The organism is Viridibacillus sp. d25.2, assembly GCF_055456015.2.
This window is the reverse complement of sequence record NZ_CM196652.1, coordinates 4,027,877-4,045,819: the sequence shown is the minus strand read 5'-3', so window position 1 is coordinate 4,045,819 and position 17,943 is coordinate 4,027,877. Positions and strand designations below refer to the sequence as shown.

Genomic DNA, 17,943 nt, shown 5'->3' with positions numbered 1-17,943 from the left:
ATGATTTCTATCAAAAATGTTAATAAAAGCTTCGGCACTCATCAAGTATTAACTGACATCGACCTAGAAGTACCAAAATCAAATGTTGTCGCACTAATCGGACCAAGTGGAGCAGGTAAATCAACTCTGATTCGTACCATAAATGCACTAGAGGAAATCGACACGGGTAAAATAGTCGTGGACGGTATTTCTATTCATGACAAAAAAACGGATATTAACAAAGCTCGCACGAACATCGGCTTCGTATTCCAAAGCTTCAATTTATATCCGTTTTTAACAGCACTCGAAAATGTCACAATCGCGCCAATTAAAGTAAAAGGTATATCAAAAACTGAGGCAGAAAAACGTGGCAAAGAACTACTGACATCTCTAGGTTTAGGTGACAAATTCGATGCCTACCCTGGACGCCTATCAGGTGGCCAACAACAACGTGTAGCAATTGCACGTGCACTTGCAATGGATCCACAAGTCATGCTCTTTGACGAACCAACTTCTGCCCTTGACCCAGAAATGGTCAAAGAAGTACTCGACGCCATCCGTAAACTTGCGAAAGAAGGCATGACAATGGTAGTAGTAACTCACGAAATGGGCTTCGCTAAAGAAATCTGTAACAATATCGTTTTCATGGCCGATGGTAAAATCGTCGAAGTCGCACCACCAGAAAAATTCTTCACCAAACCAGATTCAAAACGTGCACAAGACTTCCTATCAGTCGTCCTAAATCACTAATCATTCTGCCAGCCGCATTAGTAGCTGGCTTTTTTATATCTTTTAATTGTAATATATTACATAAAAAGATATAATAGTAAGAATTATTATAGAAGAAAGGAGCAATAATAATTTTTGGACCTCGACCAAAACCAATAATATTATCAGCATATCCAAGACTACTGATGAGACTCTCCCCAACATTCTCAAAAAACATTGATTTGCAAAAAGAATTGGACAACATCCAAGCAGGATACAATGGAGAATGTAGAGTCGACCAATTAATTCAAGAAACACATTTTAATCTTCCGTTTCAAACTCTCCCAAATGTTGAAATTCAAGCATCTCCAAACAGACTTATTCAAATAGATTCTTTGATAATCACACCAAGCTATATTTGCATCCTTGAAGTAAAACAACTAAGAGGGACACTAAAATTCTTAGAAAACCCCTACCAACTAATCCAAACAATCGACGGTAAAAGTACAACATACGTATGTCCTCAACAACAAATTTTACGAACAGTCGACAGCTTTGAATACTGGTTGCAACACCTAGTAGGCATCCAATTACCAATATTCAAAGCAATAGTATTACCAAACAAACGCACACACATTGAGATCCCACCAACACAAATTAAATTACTAGGCCCAAAAGAAGTACCACTCTACCTCCAAAAATTAAATAAACGCCCTACAGTGATTTCAACAAGTCAATTTCAACACATTATTAATAAAATAAAGAGCAGCAACAAACCATACATCGCATTTCCACTTATAAAAAAACATAGCATTCCTTTAGACCAACTAAAAACTGGCATCATCTGCGGCTGTGGTGGACAAGGTCGCCGTTACTCCCAACGTACATGGAAATGCCAAACCTGCGGCAAAAATATCGATAACGCAATCAAACTAGCAATGCTAGACTGGTTCTGGATCTTCAAATCAAGCATAACCCATAAAGAATGTAGTCAATACCTACAAATCGACAACAAAAACCGAATAACAAAACTACTAAAACAAATGAACCTAACTCCCACCGGGAATACCAGATCTCGAACATACCATTATGAATATAGAAAGCCATTGTTCAAAGAAAATTAATCTATTAAGTAATAGTTTTTAAATAAAGCTAGCTGGTTTGAGTAGCGCCAAAGCCAGCTCGAGAAGCGCCAAAGCCAGCTCGAGAAGCGCCAAAGCCAGCTCGAGAAGCGCCAAAGCCGGAGCGAGAAGCGCCAAAGCCGGAGCGGGTAGCGCCAAAGCCGGGCCGAGAAGCGCCAAAGCCGGAGCGAGTAGCGCCAAAGCCGCCCCGAGAAGCGCCAAAGCTAGCTCGAGTAGCGCCAAAGCCGCCCCGAGAAGCGCCAAAGCTAGCTCGAGTAGCGCCAAAGCCGCCCCGAGAAGCGCCAAAGCCAGCCCGAGAAGCGCCAAAGCCGTTCCGAGAAGCGCCAAAGCCAGCTCGAGTAGCGCCAAAGTCGGCGAGAAGCGCCAAAGCCAGCCCGAGAAGCGCCAAAGCCGTTCCGAGAAGCGCCAAAGCCAGCTCGAGTAGCGCCAAAGTCGGCGAGAAGCGCCAAAGCCAGCCCGAGAAGCGCCAAAGCCGCCCCGAGCAGCACAAAGCCAAACCCCTCATCCCCACGTCACCCAACAAAAGCCAAAAAATAACCAAAATATGAAATAAGATATTTAAGTTTTCAGAATATAAGAGTATAATAAGGAGAAAGAATAAAAAATGCTAATCATTATGAAAGAAGGAACACCAAATGTCTTTATCCCTTAACCCGAAAGCTCAAAAGGGTGGTTTACCCGGAATACGTCAATTCTCAAATCAACTTGTCAACTATCCTGATGCCGTCAACTTAACAATTGGCCAACCAGACTTCCCAACTCCAGACTCAATCAAACAAGCAGGTATCCGTTCAATTGAACAAAACCTTACAACATACTCACTTAACGCTGGTCTCATCGAACTTCGCGAAGCGGCAGTAGCGTTCTTCAAAGAAAAATACGATTGTCATTATAATGCTGCAGACGAAATTATCATCACCAATGGGGCAAGTCAGGCAATTGATTCTGTATTCCGTACAATCTTCGAAGAAGGGGATGAAATCATCCTACCAGCACCAATTTACTCAGGATATGAACCGATTATCCAATTTTGCGGTGCAAAAGCAGTTTACCTAGATACGACAGATACTAACTTCCAACCATCTGCAGAACGTCTAGAAAAACTAATCACCCCTAAAACGAAAGCCGTTTTATTTAACTTTCCGTCTAATCCAACAGGAGCAACGATCTCTCATGATCAAATGGACGCATTAGCAACCGTATTGGCCAACCAAGACGTCTTTATCATCTCAGATGAAATTTACAGTGAAAACACATTCGAAGGAGAACACCGCTCATTTGGCGCTTATCCTGAGTTAAAAGACAAATTGTTCTTAATTCACGGTTTATCAAAATCACACTCAATGACAGGCTGGCGTATTGGATTCCTTATGACATCTGCAAAGTTATTAAAAGAAGTTGTGAAAATCCACGCTTACAATGCAATCTGTGCAGCGCTTCCTAGTCAATACGCTGCTATCGAAGCGCTTACAAATTGCAAAGAGATCCCAGCTGAGATGAACAAACAGTATATTGTTCGTCGTGACTACGTTTATGATCGCTTAATTGCAATGGGGATTGAAGTTCAAAAACCAACAGGTGCATTTTACATTTTCCCATCTATCAAAAAGTTTGGCTTATCATCTCAAGAATTTGCATTGCGTCTTATGAAAGAGGGGGGCGTTGGTGCAATTCCAGGTTCAGTATTCACACCATATGGAGAAGGCTACCTTCGCATTACTTACGCATATTCACCTTCAACATTAAAAGAAGGCCTTGATCGTATCGAAGCCTTCATCCAAACACTATAAATTCAAAAGTAAATATACGACAAACCTAATGCCAAGTGAAACTATTTCACTTGGCTTTTATCATGAGCAAAGTAAAAACATACTGCTACCTTGAAAATAATTGAATTCAGAGTCGAAAACAGAGTATAGTAGACCTTAACAAACACACCCAAAAAGAAAGTAGTGAAATAATGAAAAAAATATTCATGGTTATTTGGGACATTGACGTAGCTAAATATGGCGTTAATAGTGTCATGTACAAACGAGCAAGCTTATTAAATACCGTTGACTATCACTCTGAACTAATCACACTAGACTACAAAGATAATTATTCTGAAATAGAATTACAACTAAAAAAAGAAGGCAGACTTGCCGAAAACGTCAAAATTACGAACATTTATGATTACTATAAAAATAGCTACACAACAAGTGAACCTACTGCTGAAAGTATTGAAAGCTATCGTCTAGCTAGCGAAAAATTTGAACCAGGATATCAAGTAGAAGATAGCGAAGAAGAAGCTCACTACTTTCAAAAAGGTACATATGTAAAATGCAAGGCGTGGGGCAAGGATCAAAAACTGAAATACATCGACTACTACACATCCGAACAAATTCACATTAAACGTGATGAATTTCATAACGATGGCTACATTGCCCGTACACTTTATTATCATGTGTCTAATAGCGAGCTTAATCAAGTGCTTCACTACACACCAGATGGTTTTTGTTATCTTTCGAGATGGTACAACCATAAAACGGGTAAGCAACAGAAAATATATCTATTCCATCCAGAATCAAAAAAAGTATTAAGTTTTGCTAATAACAAAGAATTCCATGTACATTGGTTAAACGAACTATGCAAAAATGAGCCTAAAAAGCCAATCGTCATCTGCGACGGAGCAGGCACAGCAAGCAAAGTTCGCAGTATGGAATCAGATATAGCGAACCGTATCTATACGATCCATACAAACCATTTTGAGGCACCATATACTTACGGTAGCGAGCTCAAAGAACATCATAAAGGTATGCTAGAGAATTTAGAGAATGGCGATCCTGTAGTTGTCCTAACCGAAAAGCAAAAAGAAGATATTATTAAGCAATTTGGAGACTACAACAACATTTATGTCATTCCAAATGCAATCGAAGTGAAAAATGTGGATATGGCTAAAAAAGATCCACTTCTTGTTACAGTCGTAGCAAGATTAGATGAAGGGAAAGCTGTTGGAGAAGCGATTCGTGCGTTTGCGCCGGTTGTTCAAGACGTACCTGACGCTAAGCTTCATATTTATGGTACAGGACCAAAACAACGTGCATTATCAGCGCTTATTCGAAAACTAAAACTGAAAAAAAATGTAGAACTAAAAGGCTATACTAGCGATATAGAAGAAGTATTAGCAAAGGCTTCTGTTAGTGTCCTAACGTCAAAATACGAAGGCTTTAGCATGGTAGCATTAGAGTCATTTGCTAATAAAACACCCGTAATCATTTACGAAACTAACTATTATTTAGATGAATTTTACTCAGCTGGAAAGAATGGTTATGCTGTCCCAAATAAAGACCGCGAGCAATTAGCGGAAAAGATTATCTACCTGCTAGAAAATCAGGACGAGGCAAAAAGAATGGGAGAAAATGCACACCGTACTGCTCAAACTAAATATTCGCCTGAACTTCAATACGAGCTATGGACCAACCTTTTTAATAAAGTCACATCACTAAATTAAAAGGTCGCTAAGGCGGCCTTTTTGTTTTACCCTATACAAGACAAAAACCACCTCTCCAATAAAGGAGCAGGTGGTTTGTTAAAACGAATTAATTACTTAGTTACTTGAGCATTTAAATCTTTTTTAATCTTAGTTGTAGAAATACCTTCAGTACGAGGTAAGTAAATTACTTCGCAATGATCCTTTAGGAAATCGAATTTACCTTCCCAGTCGTGGCCCATAACAAATGTGTCAATATTATGTTCATTCACGTCTAGAACCTTTTGTTCCCAATTATCTTCCGGAATTACTTCATCAACATACTTGATCGCCTCAAGTATTGTCTTACGGTCCTCAAAACTATAGTAAGCTTTTTTCCCTTTTAAAGCATTAAATTCATCAGAAGAAATAGCAACAACAAGATAATCTCCTAAAGCTTTCGCACGTCGTAGAATATTAACATGTCCCACATGAAGTAAATCAAATGTACCATACGTAATTACTTTTTTCATAGTGTGCCTCCATCATAATACTAAATGGTATTATATTATATTTAACTAGAAATGCCAAATTCATTTCTATAGAAAATCTTCTTAAAAAGTCTTAATAGAATAAGAAACGACAAGAACTAAAATAAGGTTCCCAAAGGAAAGCTCGTCACTGAATATTTACTTCATCAAATACATTGCCAATCTTTCACTAGCATGCCCATCAGAATAAGCGTTCCAGTCATTTGAAAAAGATTCAACCTGCTCTTGATTAAATTCATGATTCAATAGAACATAAACTAGTTCTTCATCATTTGAAACTACTGGACCAGGCACCAATTGCTCATAATCCGTCCAGAAACCGCGTTCCATTTCATATGCTTCTAAATCATAAGGATAGAAAATTTGCGGTTTACCAAGTAGAGCAAATTCAAATGGTATCGAAGAATAATCACTGATCAAATAATCTGTCACAAACAGTAATTTTGAAACTGGTACATCATTAGCAATAGAAACAATAGCAGGGTGGGAAATTGACTCAGCATTATGAGCAACAGCTGGGTGTAACTTAATCACCATTGCAAAATCTTCTCCAAGTGAATTCATGATTTCCACAAAATTCAAAGGAATCTTTTGTTCTAACAATTGCTGGTCGCGGAAAGTCGGTGCATATAAAATTACCTTTTTCCCAGCTAACTGGGGATATAACTCATGAATTTCACTTCTCGCAATAGACTCTTCCTCTAGTTGAAAGTAAAAGTCTGTTCGAGGAATCCCAAAATGCAAAAATTGATCTTGGCGCATTCCGAACGCAGACATGAAAATAGGCACCATTTTATCGGAGCCAATAATTACTTTCGTCATTCGCCCATAAACCTTCTCAAATCGTTTTACAGCTGCAGGTGAACGGAACATAATACTTGGATCTTGAAGCGCAAATTTCTTAATTGCGCCAGCTGCATGCCATAGCTGAATACATTCGACACCTTGGCGAAACGACGCTGCACTTAAAATGGCAAAATAATTATCAACTAATACCTTACTTCCCGTTGCTAAATGATATAAACCTTTCAAATAGCCGCCAATATTAGATGCACGAAAATCCACCACATGCCCATTAGGTAATCCTAAATCGGAAAAGTCATCTTTACATTTGCCAGTCTTCAGTACATAAACCTCTTTAAACCCGTGTGATTGCAACTCTCGTATGACAAGTCGCGCGTTATCCCCAAAGTCACATAAGAATATGACTTTATTTTTCTGTGGCAAAATCTTAAAAAGTAAAAAAACGATCCAATTTAAAAATAAATATATAAATATAATAAATTCCTTTAACATTCAGTCACCCATTTTTCTACAATTCAATGTATAATCATTAAGAAATCCTTCTACATACACGACTATTTGTATATTTATGTTTGATTACCATAATGTGAGATGTATTATAATTGAGAAATTATATACAATAACTTCTATTAAGTATAACTGAAATAATAGTTGTATAACACAGAAATTTTTATCGTTAAAACAAGAAAAATTATACTGAATAATATGGTCGTATGGTATTATCGTAGAAGTATATATATGTCGAAAAATTAATAAGTAAGATGGAATATTTACAAAATTATTTGTTAAAAAATTTAATAATACATAACAAATATTAATATGAAATAGTGCCGTGAGCTTAATAAAGAGGTGTAATAAAGGGGAATTTGTTTCAATATATGATTACCGTATACAATACGCCTATTCTATAATGGTGATAAATTAGTTCAAGGGTCATGTCAACAAATAATATAAGCGGTTGATTGCTAAGTCGAATAGCAAAAAATAAAACGTTTAATGGTTTTTTCTTCTAATGCTTAATGATAAAATATAGCTTGGGATAAATGAACTTAAAACACATAGAATGTAAATATGAAAAGAGAGAGTGGATCCAGTTGTTTAAGAAAATAAAGAAAAGTAAATACACTAAAAAGCTAATTACAAAAGCATTTAGATTCCTATCTAGAACATCTAGAAAGAAGAATTTAGTCGTATTTGAAAGTTTCCACGGAAAACGTTATAGCGATAATCCGCGTGCAATTTATGAATACATGAAAGAAAATAATCCAGAATTCAAACTAATCTGGAGCGTGGCAAAAGACAGTATACCTCTATTTGAAGAAATGGGTGTACCATACATGAGACGTTTCTCATTAAAGTGGTTACTGAATTTCCCTCGTGCAGAATACTGGGTCAACAACGTCCGCTTACCAAAATGGATGCCAAGACCGAAAGAAACGACGTATCTACAAACTTGGCATGGTACACCGCTGAAAAAACTGGGTACCGACATTGAAGAAGTATTTATGCCAGGTACTAAAACAAACAAATATCGCAAAAACATTATTGCTGAGTCAAAAAACTGGAACTACTTAATCGCGCCAAATGCATATTCAGGAGAAATTCTAGCACGTGCATTCCATTTCAAAGGCAAAGTGATCGAGTCAGGATACCCACGAAATGATGCATTACAAAATACGGACCCAAGCAAAATCGAGAAAATCCGTAAGTCATTAAACATCCCTGAAGGCAAGAAAATCGTTCTTTACGCACCAACATGGCGTGATGACCAGTTCTTCAAAAAAGGGAAATATAAATTCGAATTCCAATTCGATATACAAAAACTAAAAGAGCAATACGGAGACGATTTCGTCCTACTTGCTCGCATGCACTACTTAGTATCGGAAAGCTTCGACTTCGCTCAATACGGCGACTTCATCAAAGACGTTTCCAACTACTATGACATTGCAGACCTTTACCTAGTCAGCGACCTTTTAATCACTGACTATTCATCTGTTTTCTTTGACTATGCTATCCTAGATCGCCCAATTATTTTCTATATGTACGATCTTGAAGATTACCGCGACCGCTTACGTGGCTTCTACATCGACATCGAAGCAGACGCACCAGGACTAATCGTCAAAGAACAGGACGAGCTATTTTCTGAAATCGGACGTGCCCTAACTGATGGCCACCACTCAAAAGAACAATTCGACCGCTTTGCAGAACGTTTCTGCGAATGGGAAGACGGCAAAGCCTCAGAACGCGTAGTCAACCAAGTCTTCAAAAAATAACACCAAACATAAAAAAAGCGAGGAGAAAATTCACTATTTTCTCCTCGCTTTTTTTTCTTATAGAATTCATAAGGGGAAAAAAGATAAGCCTGAGTAGCGCCAAAGCCGCCGCGAGAAGCGCCAATCCCATCGCGAGTAGCGCCAAAGCCCCCGCGAGTAGCGCCAAAGCCGCCGTGAGTAGCGCCAAAGCCGCCGTGAGTAGCGCCAAAGCCGCCGCGAGTAGCGCCAAAGCCATCGCGAGTAGCGCTAAACCCAGCGAGAAGCGTTAAACCCATCGCGAGTAGCGCCAAACCCATCGCGAGAAGCGCTAAAGCCCCCGCGAGAAGCGCTAAAGCCCCCGCGAGTAGCGCTAAACCCATCGCGAGTAGCGCCAAACCCATCGCGAGTAGCGCTAAACCCATCGCGAGTAGCGCCAATCCCATCGCGAGCAGCGCCAAAGCCATCGCGAGTAGCGCCAAAGCCGCCGCGAGTAGCGCTAAACCCAGCAAGTAGCGCCAAACCCATCGCGAGTAGCGCCAAAGCCCTCACGAGTAGCGCCAAACCCATCACGAGAAGCGCCAAAGCCCCCGCGAGTAGCGCCAAAGCCGCCGCGAGTAGCGCTAAACCCAGCAAGTAGCGCCAAACCCATCACGAGTAGCGCCAAACCCCGTGACCCCACCAACGCAACTGTAAAATTCTCTCAACTAATTACGTTTTCAAAACGGAATAAAAGGCTATTATATGATATACTATGATGTATGTTTTTATGGTAATATATAAAATATTTGGCGTCATAAAATGCCGTTATCATACACTTTTAAGACTTTTAAAAAAGCTATATAACGATGGAAGATAGTATTGCCAAAAAAGTGGAAAGCATCTTTTCGAAAACAATAGCGTCCTGGTAATCGATAATTCAACACCTAAGCTATCATTTAAACGAAACAATGCGATAAAATCATCCCTTAATGAAATTCGAGGAATTGAGGAAAAACAATATGAACGCACTTATTAAAATCGTTAAAGAACAAATATCATCTTTTTATATGGTACAAAGACTAGCAAAGTTCCAACTAAAGATTGATAATCAGAATAACTATCTGGGCTTCATCTGGGAAGTTCTTAATCCAGCAATTCAAATGGCCATGTACTATGTTGTCTTCGGCGTAGGTTTACGTGGAAAGTCAACATTGGACGGAGTGCCCTATGTCTACTGGATGCTTGCAGGGATCTCGATGTGGTTCTTTATCAATAAAGCTATATTAAATGGTTCAAAAGCAATTTATCAAAAGTATTCCATGGTCGCCAAGATGAACTTCCCGTTATCCGTACTACCGAGTTACATCATTACTGGGAAGTTTTACGGTCACTTAGCATTAGTGGGCGGCATTATGGTCGTTTTTTGGATTAAGGGTTACGCCCCAAGTATTTATTATATTCAGCTTATTTACTTCCTAGCGATGAGTTATATTTTTGCATTTAGTATTACACTATTAACTTCAACACTGACAGTTGTAGTTCGTGATGTACAGATGCTTATCCAATCCGTTTTACAGGGGATGTTCTTCTTATCACCAATCTTATGGGACCGTAGTGGGAATTTTCCTGAATGGCTACAAGGATTATTGGCGTTAAATCCATTCTTTTATTTAGCAAATGGATACCGCGCATCACTACTGTATAACAATTGGTATGTTGTTGAGCACTGGCAATTAACGCTATATAATTGGGGACTTATTCTCGTCCTATTGATCATTGGTTCATCAGCACACTATAAATTCAGAAACCGTTTCTCTGACTTTATTTAAAAGTAATATGGAGGACATAAAACATGGCAGAATCAGTCATTATAAAAAATGTAACAAAAAAATATCGTATGTATAGATCAAAAAAAGAACAATTCGGTGACTTACTTTTCCCAGGGAAAATGGGCTCGGATTTTAATGCCATAGATGGCATATCATTTGCTGTCGAAGAAGGAGATGTAGTAGGGCTAGTAGGTATAAATGGCTCTGGTAAATCTACTCTTAGTAACATCATTGGCGGTATTATTCCTCCTTCATCTGGTGAAATCGTTGCCAAAGGTGAGGTCAATGTCATCGCCATTAATGCAGGTTTAAACAACCAACTAACAGGAATCGAAAATATCGAATTCAAATGTCTACTAATGGGCTATAGCAAAGAGAAAATTGATGAAGTGACACCGAAGATTGTCGAATTCTCAGAACTAGGTGACTTCATCTATCAGCCTGTCAAAAAATACTCTAGTGGTATGAAGTCTAAACTGGGATTCGCTATCAGTGTCACAGCAGACCCTGATATTATTGTCATCGATGAAGCGTTATCTGTAGGGGATCAAACTTTTGCGGATAAGTCACTAGCTAAGATGAATGAATATAAAAAACGCGGTAAAACGATTTTCTTCGTCAGCCATAACTTAAGACAAGTAACGAGCTTCTGTAACAAAATCGCTTGGATTGAAGGCGGGCAACTAAGAGAATTCGGCCCAACGAACATTGTGATGAAAAACTACAATGATTTCATCAAACACTACAACAAGCTTTCATACGAAGATCAAAAGGCTTTCCAACAAAAGCTTGCAGATCGTCGTAAATATGGATCGAAAAAAAAGAAATAAATAAGAGCACTAGAAAGGATGTGAACCCCTAATGAAAAGAAAAATCTTCATGACAGCATGGGATATGGACATCGAAAAAGGCGGCATCAACAAAGTTATGCTCAAGCGCGCCAGCCTTTTTGCTAATGATGAATACGATATTGAACTCCTTACAATGGATTTCAAATTTAACTATGACATCATTGAAAAAGAACTGAAGCTATCAGGGCAACTTCCGAAAAGCGCTAAAATAACAAACGTCTATGATTACTATAGAAGAAAGTTCACAAAGAACAAGATGTCACCTGCAGCTCAAGCCAAATTCGAACAACAAATCAAGAAATTCGAAGAAGGATTTTGGGTAGAAGATGGTGGAGAATTCGCGCGCTACTTCCAAAACGGTACATATATAAAGTACAAAAAGTGGCAGGAAGATGGCACAATCAGCTTTATCGATTACTTTGATGATAACCGAGTACGCACACGTCGCGAAGAATTTCATCATACGGGATTCCTTCAACGCGAAGTCCTTTATCATCCAAGTAACAACAAAAAGAATCAAGAACGTTTCTATACGGAAGATGGTTTTTGCTTCTTATCACTTTGGTATAACAACAAAAGTGGCAAGCTTCAAAAAGTATACTTATTCAGTCCAGATTATGATAAGGTCGAATATTTCCCATCTAGCAAAGAATTTCATGATTTCTGGCTAAACGAAATGTGTCGCGTAGAAGTTGTCAAACCAATCATCATTTGTGATGGCTCCGCACCAACAACGCGTGTGACATCTATTGATGATGAACTTGTCTACAAAATTTATATGCTACACTCAAATCATTTCTCAGCACCTTATGGTTTGGGGAGTTCATATAGATCAGTGTACCAAGCAAAACTCGATGCCATTCCAAAGGGGTATCCGATCGTCGTGCTTACGGAGCAACAACGCCTTGATCTACACAAAGAAATTGGTAACCGTGGTAATATCCATGTCATCCCAAACTGTGTAGATGTGAATGATTTGAACGTCAAAAAGGATCCCAAACTTGTGTCAATGATAGCGCGTTATAGCTCTGAAAAACGATTAGACGAAGCGATTAAAGCTTTTTCACTAGTCGTAGCACAAGTCCCAGATGCGAAGTTGAACATTTATGGCAATGGCAATGAAGAAGAGTCGCTAAATAAACTGATCAAAGACCTCAAGTTAGAAAACAGTGTGGAGCTTAAAGGCTACACAAACAAAGTACATGAAGTACTAGCTGCATCATCTATTTCACTAGTTACTTCAGCGTATGAAGGTTTCAGCTTGGCGATGCTAGAATCCCTTGCAAATGAGACACCAGTTATAAGCTATGACATCAACTATGGTCCATCTCAAGTGATCGAAGACGGTGTAAATGGCTATCTTGTCCCAAATGGTGACCGTGAACAATTAGCGAAGAAAATCATTCATCTATTAAATAACCATGATTTAGTAGTGAAAATGGGGAAAGAAGCACATAACACTGTGCTAAAAGATTACACATCGGAGCGCTACTATGAAAAGTGGTCAAAATTACTACAAGACGTAGTGGATGAAAATCACAATCTATATACACAAGAAAACTAAGAGTTGCCCCTGGCAGCTCTTTTTTTATTCCAAAAACATCATAAAATAATAAAAAACGATGAACAACATACGCCATCTCACAATTTTGTAACATAATCGTAAAGACAATCTCTACTATTAATAAGCTATACTTAACGAGAATGCTAATAGGCCGATATACACATCAGGAAAGTTAACACATTTCGATACAAATTATCTCCTTTCCTTAAACATATAGACAATTACATAAGTCATAAGATGTGATAAAAAAGAACTAATTTAAGTATTACAACACAATTTTAATATAATTTACTATATAATGGAATGCATGTAAGCTAGTAACCTCGTTTATATAAGGCAAAAGTCTATTGTTCTGTATAAAACTGGCCATTGTATACAGACAATTGAGCTCTTCTAGTACGCCCTTCAGCACCAATTAAGTTTCCAAAGTGTCAAACGTTAATACGAATCTATTAAAGTGAAAAAAGAAAGGAAGTAGAAAATGATAAAAAAACACACATGGACTCTCATTTGCACATTACTACTAGCTATTTTCGTCATTGGAGCTAACGGAGCCCAAGCTGCGGAAAGCTACAAAACAACAGCAATCAGCAAAATCTCAGTTATCAAATCTACAAAAGTGAAAATCTATAAACAACCTGATGCAAAGTCTACAAGCAAAGCCACAACAACAGCTCAAACAAAGCAAGTAATGATGAGCGATAAAAAAGCAACAACAAGCGGTGTTACATACTATGCCATCTACAAATTCGGAGATGCGAAAAAAACACAACTAGGTTGGGTGAAATCTACAGACCTTAAAATCCGAAACTACAGCGTTACTTCTACAAAAGCCCAAACGTTCTACTTAAAAGGCTCAGGTAGAGGATATGTTAGCCCATGGGGAAGCACAGATGCTATCTACACATCACTAAAAACATATAAAAACGTAAAATTCTCGGCTACAACAGCGATTACGTCTACAAGCAAATGGTACCAAGGTAAGCTAAACGGTAAAACAGTTTGGATTCACAACAGCCATCTATCAACAAAGCCAACTGTAGATACTTCAGCAGTCCCTGCAGAAAAACCAGTAGAAACTAACGTAAGCTTTGTCGCTAAAGTTAATAGTAGTTCAGCTAAAATTTTCAAAGATATCACTAAAGCATCAACATATACAAAAGCAGGTACAAGCAATATCAACACCGTTTTATATGTTAAAAAGAAGGCTACATATAAAGGGAGCAAGTACTATCTACTAAGCACGAAAGAAAGTGCAGCATCAGGAGTCATCGGCTGGATCAAGTCAACAGATGCGAAAGCTTATAACCATAAAGCCATCAGCACAAAATCTAAAACTCTTTCTTTAACAGGAACTGGCTCAGCCTATACGAAAATTTGGGGCGGCACAAATGATGTTGCTATCAAAACCCTAACAAAATATAAAAACGCAAAATTTGTCGTAACAAAAACTGAAAGAATAGGCAACACAGATTGGTACCAAGGTAAAATTGGTACAAAAACAATATGGATTTCATCAAAATACACAAAGGCATATGTGAAAGTAGCAGCAGAACCAGAAGAAACTGATGTGAACTACCTTGGTCGCCTTTCAAGTAAAACCGTGAAAATCTACAAAGATATCACAAAACAAGAAGACTACATCTTAGCAAATAGCACATACACAAACGAAACATTTTATATTAAAAAAGAAGCGTCATATGAAGATAGCGAGTATTACCAAATTAACCGCGCAAACGGCACATCCTCAACTGTAGTCGGTTGGGTAGAATCAAGTGATGTAAATACTTACGATAATTCACTAGTTAATACAACTAAATTCACAACTTACATTGCAGGTACAAACAGTGCATATAACATTCCTTACGGTACAACAAATAACGTCGTCTACAATTTAAGTAGCCACCGTGCAAAAGCGTTCAAAGTTACGCGCACTGAAAAAGTTGGCTCAAGTACTTGGTACCAAGGAACTTTATCAAGCAAAACAGTATGGATCAATTCAGCGTACGTAGAAACAAATCCATACATCGCAGTAAACTTAAGAAAATCAACAGACCTAACGGCAACTCAAATGCGTTCATTCCTTATTAGTAAAGGAAAAACGACAGACAATGTACTATACAAGCTAGTACCATCATTCTTAGAAATTCAAAATGAAGCAGGTATTAACGCACAGTTCATGTTAGCTCACGCAATATTAGAAACAGGTTGGGGCGGTTCAGCCATTTCACAATATAAAAACAACTACTTTGGCTTCCAAGCTTATGACACATGTGCCTTTACATGTGCGAAGTACTTCCCAACAGGAAAAGACGGCTTAAACGCCTATGCATTTAAAATCTATCGTGATTACTTAACTACTACAGGTGCTTATTACAACGGCCCGACATTATTAGGTATGAATGTAAAATATGCGACAGACAAAGAGTGGAGTCGTAAAATCGCCAATCTAATGGCACAGATGAAAGCTTATAGTTCCTCTGACTATAGCAGTAAAACAGCAAGCACAAAAGTTATGACGGCTCCAAAAGAATATAATCATATTCTGCCAGAGTCTAAAGCACAACCAGTACAATTCTTAAAATTACCAACTGACGTAACAGCAACAGTCTCAGCGAGTAGCTTGAGCATCTATTATATGCCTTACGCGTATTCTAAAAAGATTGGTACTTACGGTAAAGCACAAGTGATCACATTAAAGGCTTACCATACAGATGTACGCGACTTTAAAAACAACAGCGGCAAAAACACTCGCTGGTTACGTATCTCATACAATGGCACACAAGGCTGGGTACGCACAGATGAGATTACGCTAGACAATCTATCATTCACAAAAGACGAATCAAACCTACGCTCAAGTGCAGGTGCCACAGCAAGTAATACAATTCAAGAAGTAGTGCCAAATAACGCGCCACTTAAACACGTTTACACAATTTTCGGCAACAAGAAAAAAGAAACAGTAGGAAAAGACACATGGTACCAAGTATACGCCCCTAAATCAGGCAAAAAACTATGGGTCAGTGGAAGCCTATTAACAACATTCTAATGTATGAGCCCCCTTGCAACCACAAGGGGGCTTTTATTATATAAAAGGAATCACATCGGCACCCACCAAAACGCCGCAAATTACACCAAATAACGCACTAAAAGGACATGGTTATACTGCAATAATCCAAGCAGCTCACATAAAAACGCGCAATAATAGCCCCGCATTCAAAATCGCCCATAGCTCAAATACTCAAAAAGCCGACATAAATAGCAGCTTTCCAATCTTTTTTGCTAAAAATAGATCCCTAGCTGTATAAGTTGCTCACTTTAGCGAAAATTCACCACCAATTAGGACGTGAATATTCTGCTAAATAACAATCAATCGAGTTAGCGCAACAATCGTCGGACTTAACGCAACAATCACCTCACTTAGAGCAACAAACACACCAAATAGCGCAGCAATCCACAACTCCAACCAAACTATTTATATGGATAATATTGGTTTTAAGCCAAATTCCTAGTATAATAAAAAACGAACAAAATAGATTGGAGATGAAAGAAATGAAAATGATGAAGTATATGGTAATGATGGCGGTGATGGTTATTATATCTGTATGTCTAAACAGTAATATAAGCCATGCAGAGGAATATTTTGAAAGAATTCCACTAAACAAAACGCTATCTAAAACATTAATAATGGATAAAAACAAAGAAGGCGGTAATGTGTACAAAGTGAATATTCCTAAGGATGGAGTTGCAAAGCTACAAATTGAGTCCCCGAAAAACAAAGAATTCACTTTGTTCCTTATGAGTAGCATAAAAGATCTAGGTGTAATGGATCCTAAAGTAAATTCACCAATTATTAGCTACGCCATCAGTTCAAAGGAAGCCGATTATAACAAATCAGTTATGAAAGATTCGGTCGGTGTTAAAAAAGGTACATACTATGTATTAGCCTTCACAGAAGGAAATGTAGAGAAAGTAAAATTCAAAGTATCCTTCAAAGCAGCATCCAACTACGAAAAAGAAAACAATAACACGATAAGTACTGCAACACCGATCAAGCTTGGCAGCACATATAAAGCCGACATCAAAATGTATGATATGAAAGATTACTATAAAGTCACAGTACCAAAAAAGACAAAGCTTCAAATTACAGTAAAGAAACAACTAAAAGCACCTTTTAAAATTACGCTACAAAATAGCAAGAAACAAACAATCAAAGGGCTGAAGATGAAAACATTAAACAATACATTAACTCATACTGGAGTAGTAACGGTGGATAAAGGAACGTACTATGTAAATGTATCAAGTGGAGTATATTTCGGAACTTCATCTGATTACGATAAAGCACCTTATACGATAAAAGTGAATACTATGAAGTAGGAATCGGCGTCACTAGTAGTACTGAAAGAATATTACAGCCTGTAACAAAACGTATGCAGGCTGTAATATTTGTAATGGAATTATAGGCATGCTAGTAAAAGAATATTCATATAAATTATAAACTATAAGATGAAAGCGCTTACGTATTTATGAATGAATGCTAAGAATATTGCTATATAATAGGAAGAAACTCTATTTGAATAGTAACGATGAGATTGATAAGGATACAGAGTAGAGCGGATAGCTTCTCATGAAGTATGTATCGTATATTACAGAAAAGTAACTGCTATTTAAGGTAATGGTAAAAATCTTAGTATTTTGTTAAAAATATACCTATAATGGTATTATATGACTAACTTTACAGTCAAAATCATAAGAATACCATAGTGCTTGTAAGAAACTGCTAATATATCTCAATATTACTAAAAATATTGATAAACATATCATTATAGTATTAAAGTA

General features: G+C 37.9%; 16 protein-coding genes. 10 read left to right on the top strand and 6 right to left on the bottom strand.

Features of this window, described 5'->3' with window-relative positions:
* A complete protein-coding gene (locus ACZLO7_RS19805) occupies positions 1-729 on the top strand; it encodes an amino acid ABC transporter ATP-binding protein (RefSeq protein ID WP_464938047.1) in 729 nt (242 codons plus the stop codon).
* A 200-nt stretch (positions 730-929) separates the two neighbouring features.
* Positions 930-1,811, top strand: coding sequence for a nuclease-related domain-containing protein (locus tag ACZLO7_RS19800; protein ID WP_464938048.1), 882 nt, complete (start codon positions 930-932; stop codon positions 1,809-1,811).
* 18 nt (positions 1,812-1,829) lie between these two features.
* Here ACZLO7_RS19800 and ACZLO7_RS19795 read toward each other — a convergent pair whose 3' ends face one another.
* Positions 1,830-2,177 carry a hypothetical protein gene (locus ACZLO7_RS19795; RefSeq protein ID WP_511261368.1) on the bottom strand — a complete coding sequence of 116 codons (348 nt, stop codon included), beginning with the start codon at positions 2,175-2,177 and terminating at the stop codon, positions 1,830-1,832.
* Between the two features lie 287 nt (positions 2,178-2,464).
* Here ACZLO7_RS19795 and ACZLO7_RS19790 point away from each other — a divergent pair, with 287 nt between their 5' ends.
* Both ACZLO7_RS19790 and ACZLO7_RS19785 read left to right on the top strand, forming a co-directional pair.
* Positions 2,465-3,619, top strand: coding sequence for an aminotransferase class I/II-fold pyridoxal phosphate-dependent enzyme (locus ACZLO7_RS19790; RefSeq protein ID WP_464938050.1), 1,155 nt, complete (start codon positions 2,465-2,467; stop codon positions 3,617-3,619).
* Between the two features lie 170 nt (positions 3,620-3,789).
* The gene (locus ACZLO7_RS19785) at positions 3,790-5,319 is read left to right on the top strand and encodes a glycosyltransferase (protein WP_464938051.1); all 1,530 of its coding nucleotides are present in this window, start codon (positions 3,790-3,792) and stop codon (positions 5,317-5,319) included.
* A gap of 92 nt (positions 5,320-5,411) precedes the next feature.
* Here the strand turns inward: ACZLO7_RS19785 and tagD are convergent, their stop codons facing one another.
* Together tagD and ACZLO7_RS19775 are read right to left on the bottom strand one after the other, a co-directional pair.
* On the bottom strand, positions 5,412-5,810 hold the full coding sequence (tagD, locus tag ACZLO7_RS19780) for a glycerol-3-phosphate cytidylyltransferase (RefSeq protein ID WP_427749355.1): 399 nt from the start codon (positions 5,808-5,810) through the stop codon (positions 5,412-5,414).
* A 156-nt stretch (positions 5,811-5,966) separates the two neighbouring features.
* Complete coding sequence (locus ACZLO7_RS19775) at positions 5,967-7,124, bottom strand: CDP-glycerol glycerophosphotransferase family protein (RefSeq protein WP_464938052.1); 1,158 nt, start codon at positions 7,122-7,124, stop codon at positions 5,967-5,969.
* Between the two features lie 602 nt (positions 7,125-7,726).
* On the opposite strand from ACZLO7_RS19775, the gene ACZLO7_RS19770 reads away from it, so the two are divergent.
* Positions 7,727-8,905, top strand: coding sequence for a CDP-glycerol glycerophosphotransferase family protein (locus tag ACZLO7_RS19770; protein ID WP_464938053.1), 1,179 nt, complete (start codon positions 7,727-7,729; stop codon positions 8,903-8,905).
* On the opposite strand, the gene ACZLO7_RS19765 is transcribed toward ACZLO7_RS19770, so the two are convergent.
* Genes ACZLO7_RS19765 through ACZLO7_RS19755 form a run of 3 tightly spaced genes read right to left on the bottom strand, consistent with a single transcriptional unit; the run spans position 8,895 to position 9,548 of the window.
* A complete protein-coding gene (locus tag ACZLO7_RS19765; protein ID WP_464938054.1) occupies positions 8,895-9,140 on the bottom strand; it encodes a hypothetical protein in 246 nt (81 codons plus the stop codon). The genes ACZLO7_RS19770 and ACZLO7_RS19765 overlap by 11 nt on opposite strands.
* Positions 9,141-9,151: 11 nt before the next feature.
* Positions 9,152-9,409, bottom strand: a complete 258-nt coding sequence (locus ACZLO7_RS19760; RefSeq protein ID WP_464938055.1) for a hypothetical protein — start codon at positions 9,407-9,409, stop codon at positions 9,152-9,154.
* The gene (locus ACZLO7_RS19755) at positions 9,381-9,548 is read right to left on the bottom strand and encodes a hypothetical protein (protein ID WP_464938056.1); all 168 of its coding nucleotides are present in this window, start codon (positions 9,546-9,548) and stop codon (positions 9,381-9,383) included. Before ACZLO7_RS19755 ends, ACZLO7_RS19760 begins: the two co-directional genes overlap by 29 nt.
* 334 nt (positions 9,549-9,882) lie before the next feature.
* Here ACZLO7_RS19755 and ACZLO7_RS19750 point away from each other — a divergent pair, with 334 nt between their 5' ends.
* The 5 genes from ACZLO7_RS19750 to ACZLO7_RS19730 all read left to right on the top strand — a co-directional run bounded on the left by ACZLO7_RS19750 (position 9,883) and on the right by ACZLO7_RS19730 (position 17,481).
* Positions 9,883-10,692: an ABC transporter permease gene (locus ACZLO7_RS19750; RefSeq protein ID WP_464938058.1), complete on the top strand. Its 810-nt coding sequence runs from the start codon at positions 9,883-9,885 to the stop codon at positions 10,690-10,692.
* Positions 10,693-10,715: 23 nt separating this feature from the next.
* Entirely contained in the window at positions 10,716-11,522 is an 807-nt protein-coding gene (gene tagH / locus ACZLO7_RS19745) for a teichoic acids export ABC transporter ATP-binding subunit TagH (protein WP_464938059.1), read from the top strand.
* Positions 11,523-11,553: 31 nt separating this feature from the next.
* Positions 11,554-13,107, top strand: coding sequence for a glycosyltransferase (locus tag ACZLO7_RS19740; protein ID WP_464938060.1), 1,554 nt, complete (start codon positions 11,554-11,556; stop codon positions 13,105-13,107).
* Between the two features lie 481 nt (positions 13,108-13,588).
* On the top strand, positions 13,589-16,153 hold the full coding sequence (locus tag ACZLO7_RS19735) for a GW dipeptide domain-containing protein (protein ID WP_464938061.1): 2,565 nt from the start codon (positions 13,589-13,591) through the stop codon (positions 16,151-16,153).
* Between the two features lie 503 nt (positions 16,154-16,656).
* Positions 16,657-17,481: a hypothetical protein gene (locus tag ACZLO7_RS19730; RefSeq protein ID WP_464938062.1), complete on the top strand. Its 825-nt coding sequence runs from the start codon at positions 16,657-16,659 to the stop codon at positions 17,479-17,481.
* Positions 17,482-17,943: the final 462 nt, after the last annotated feature.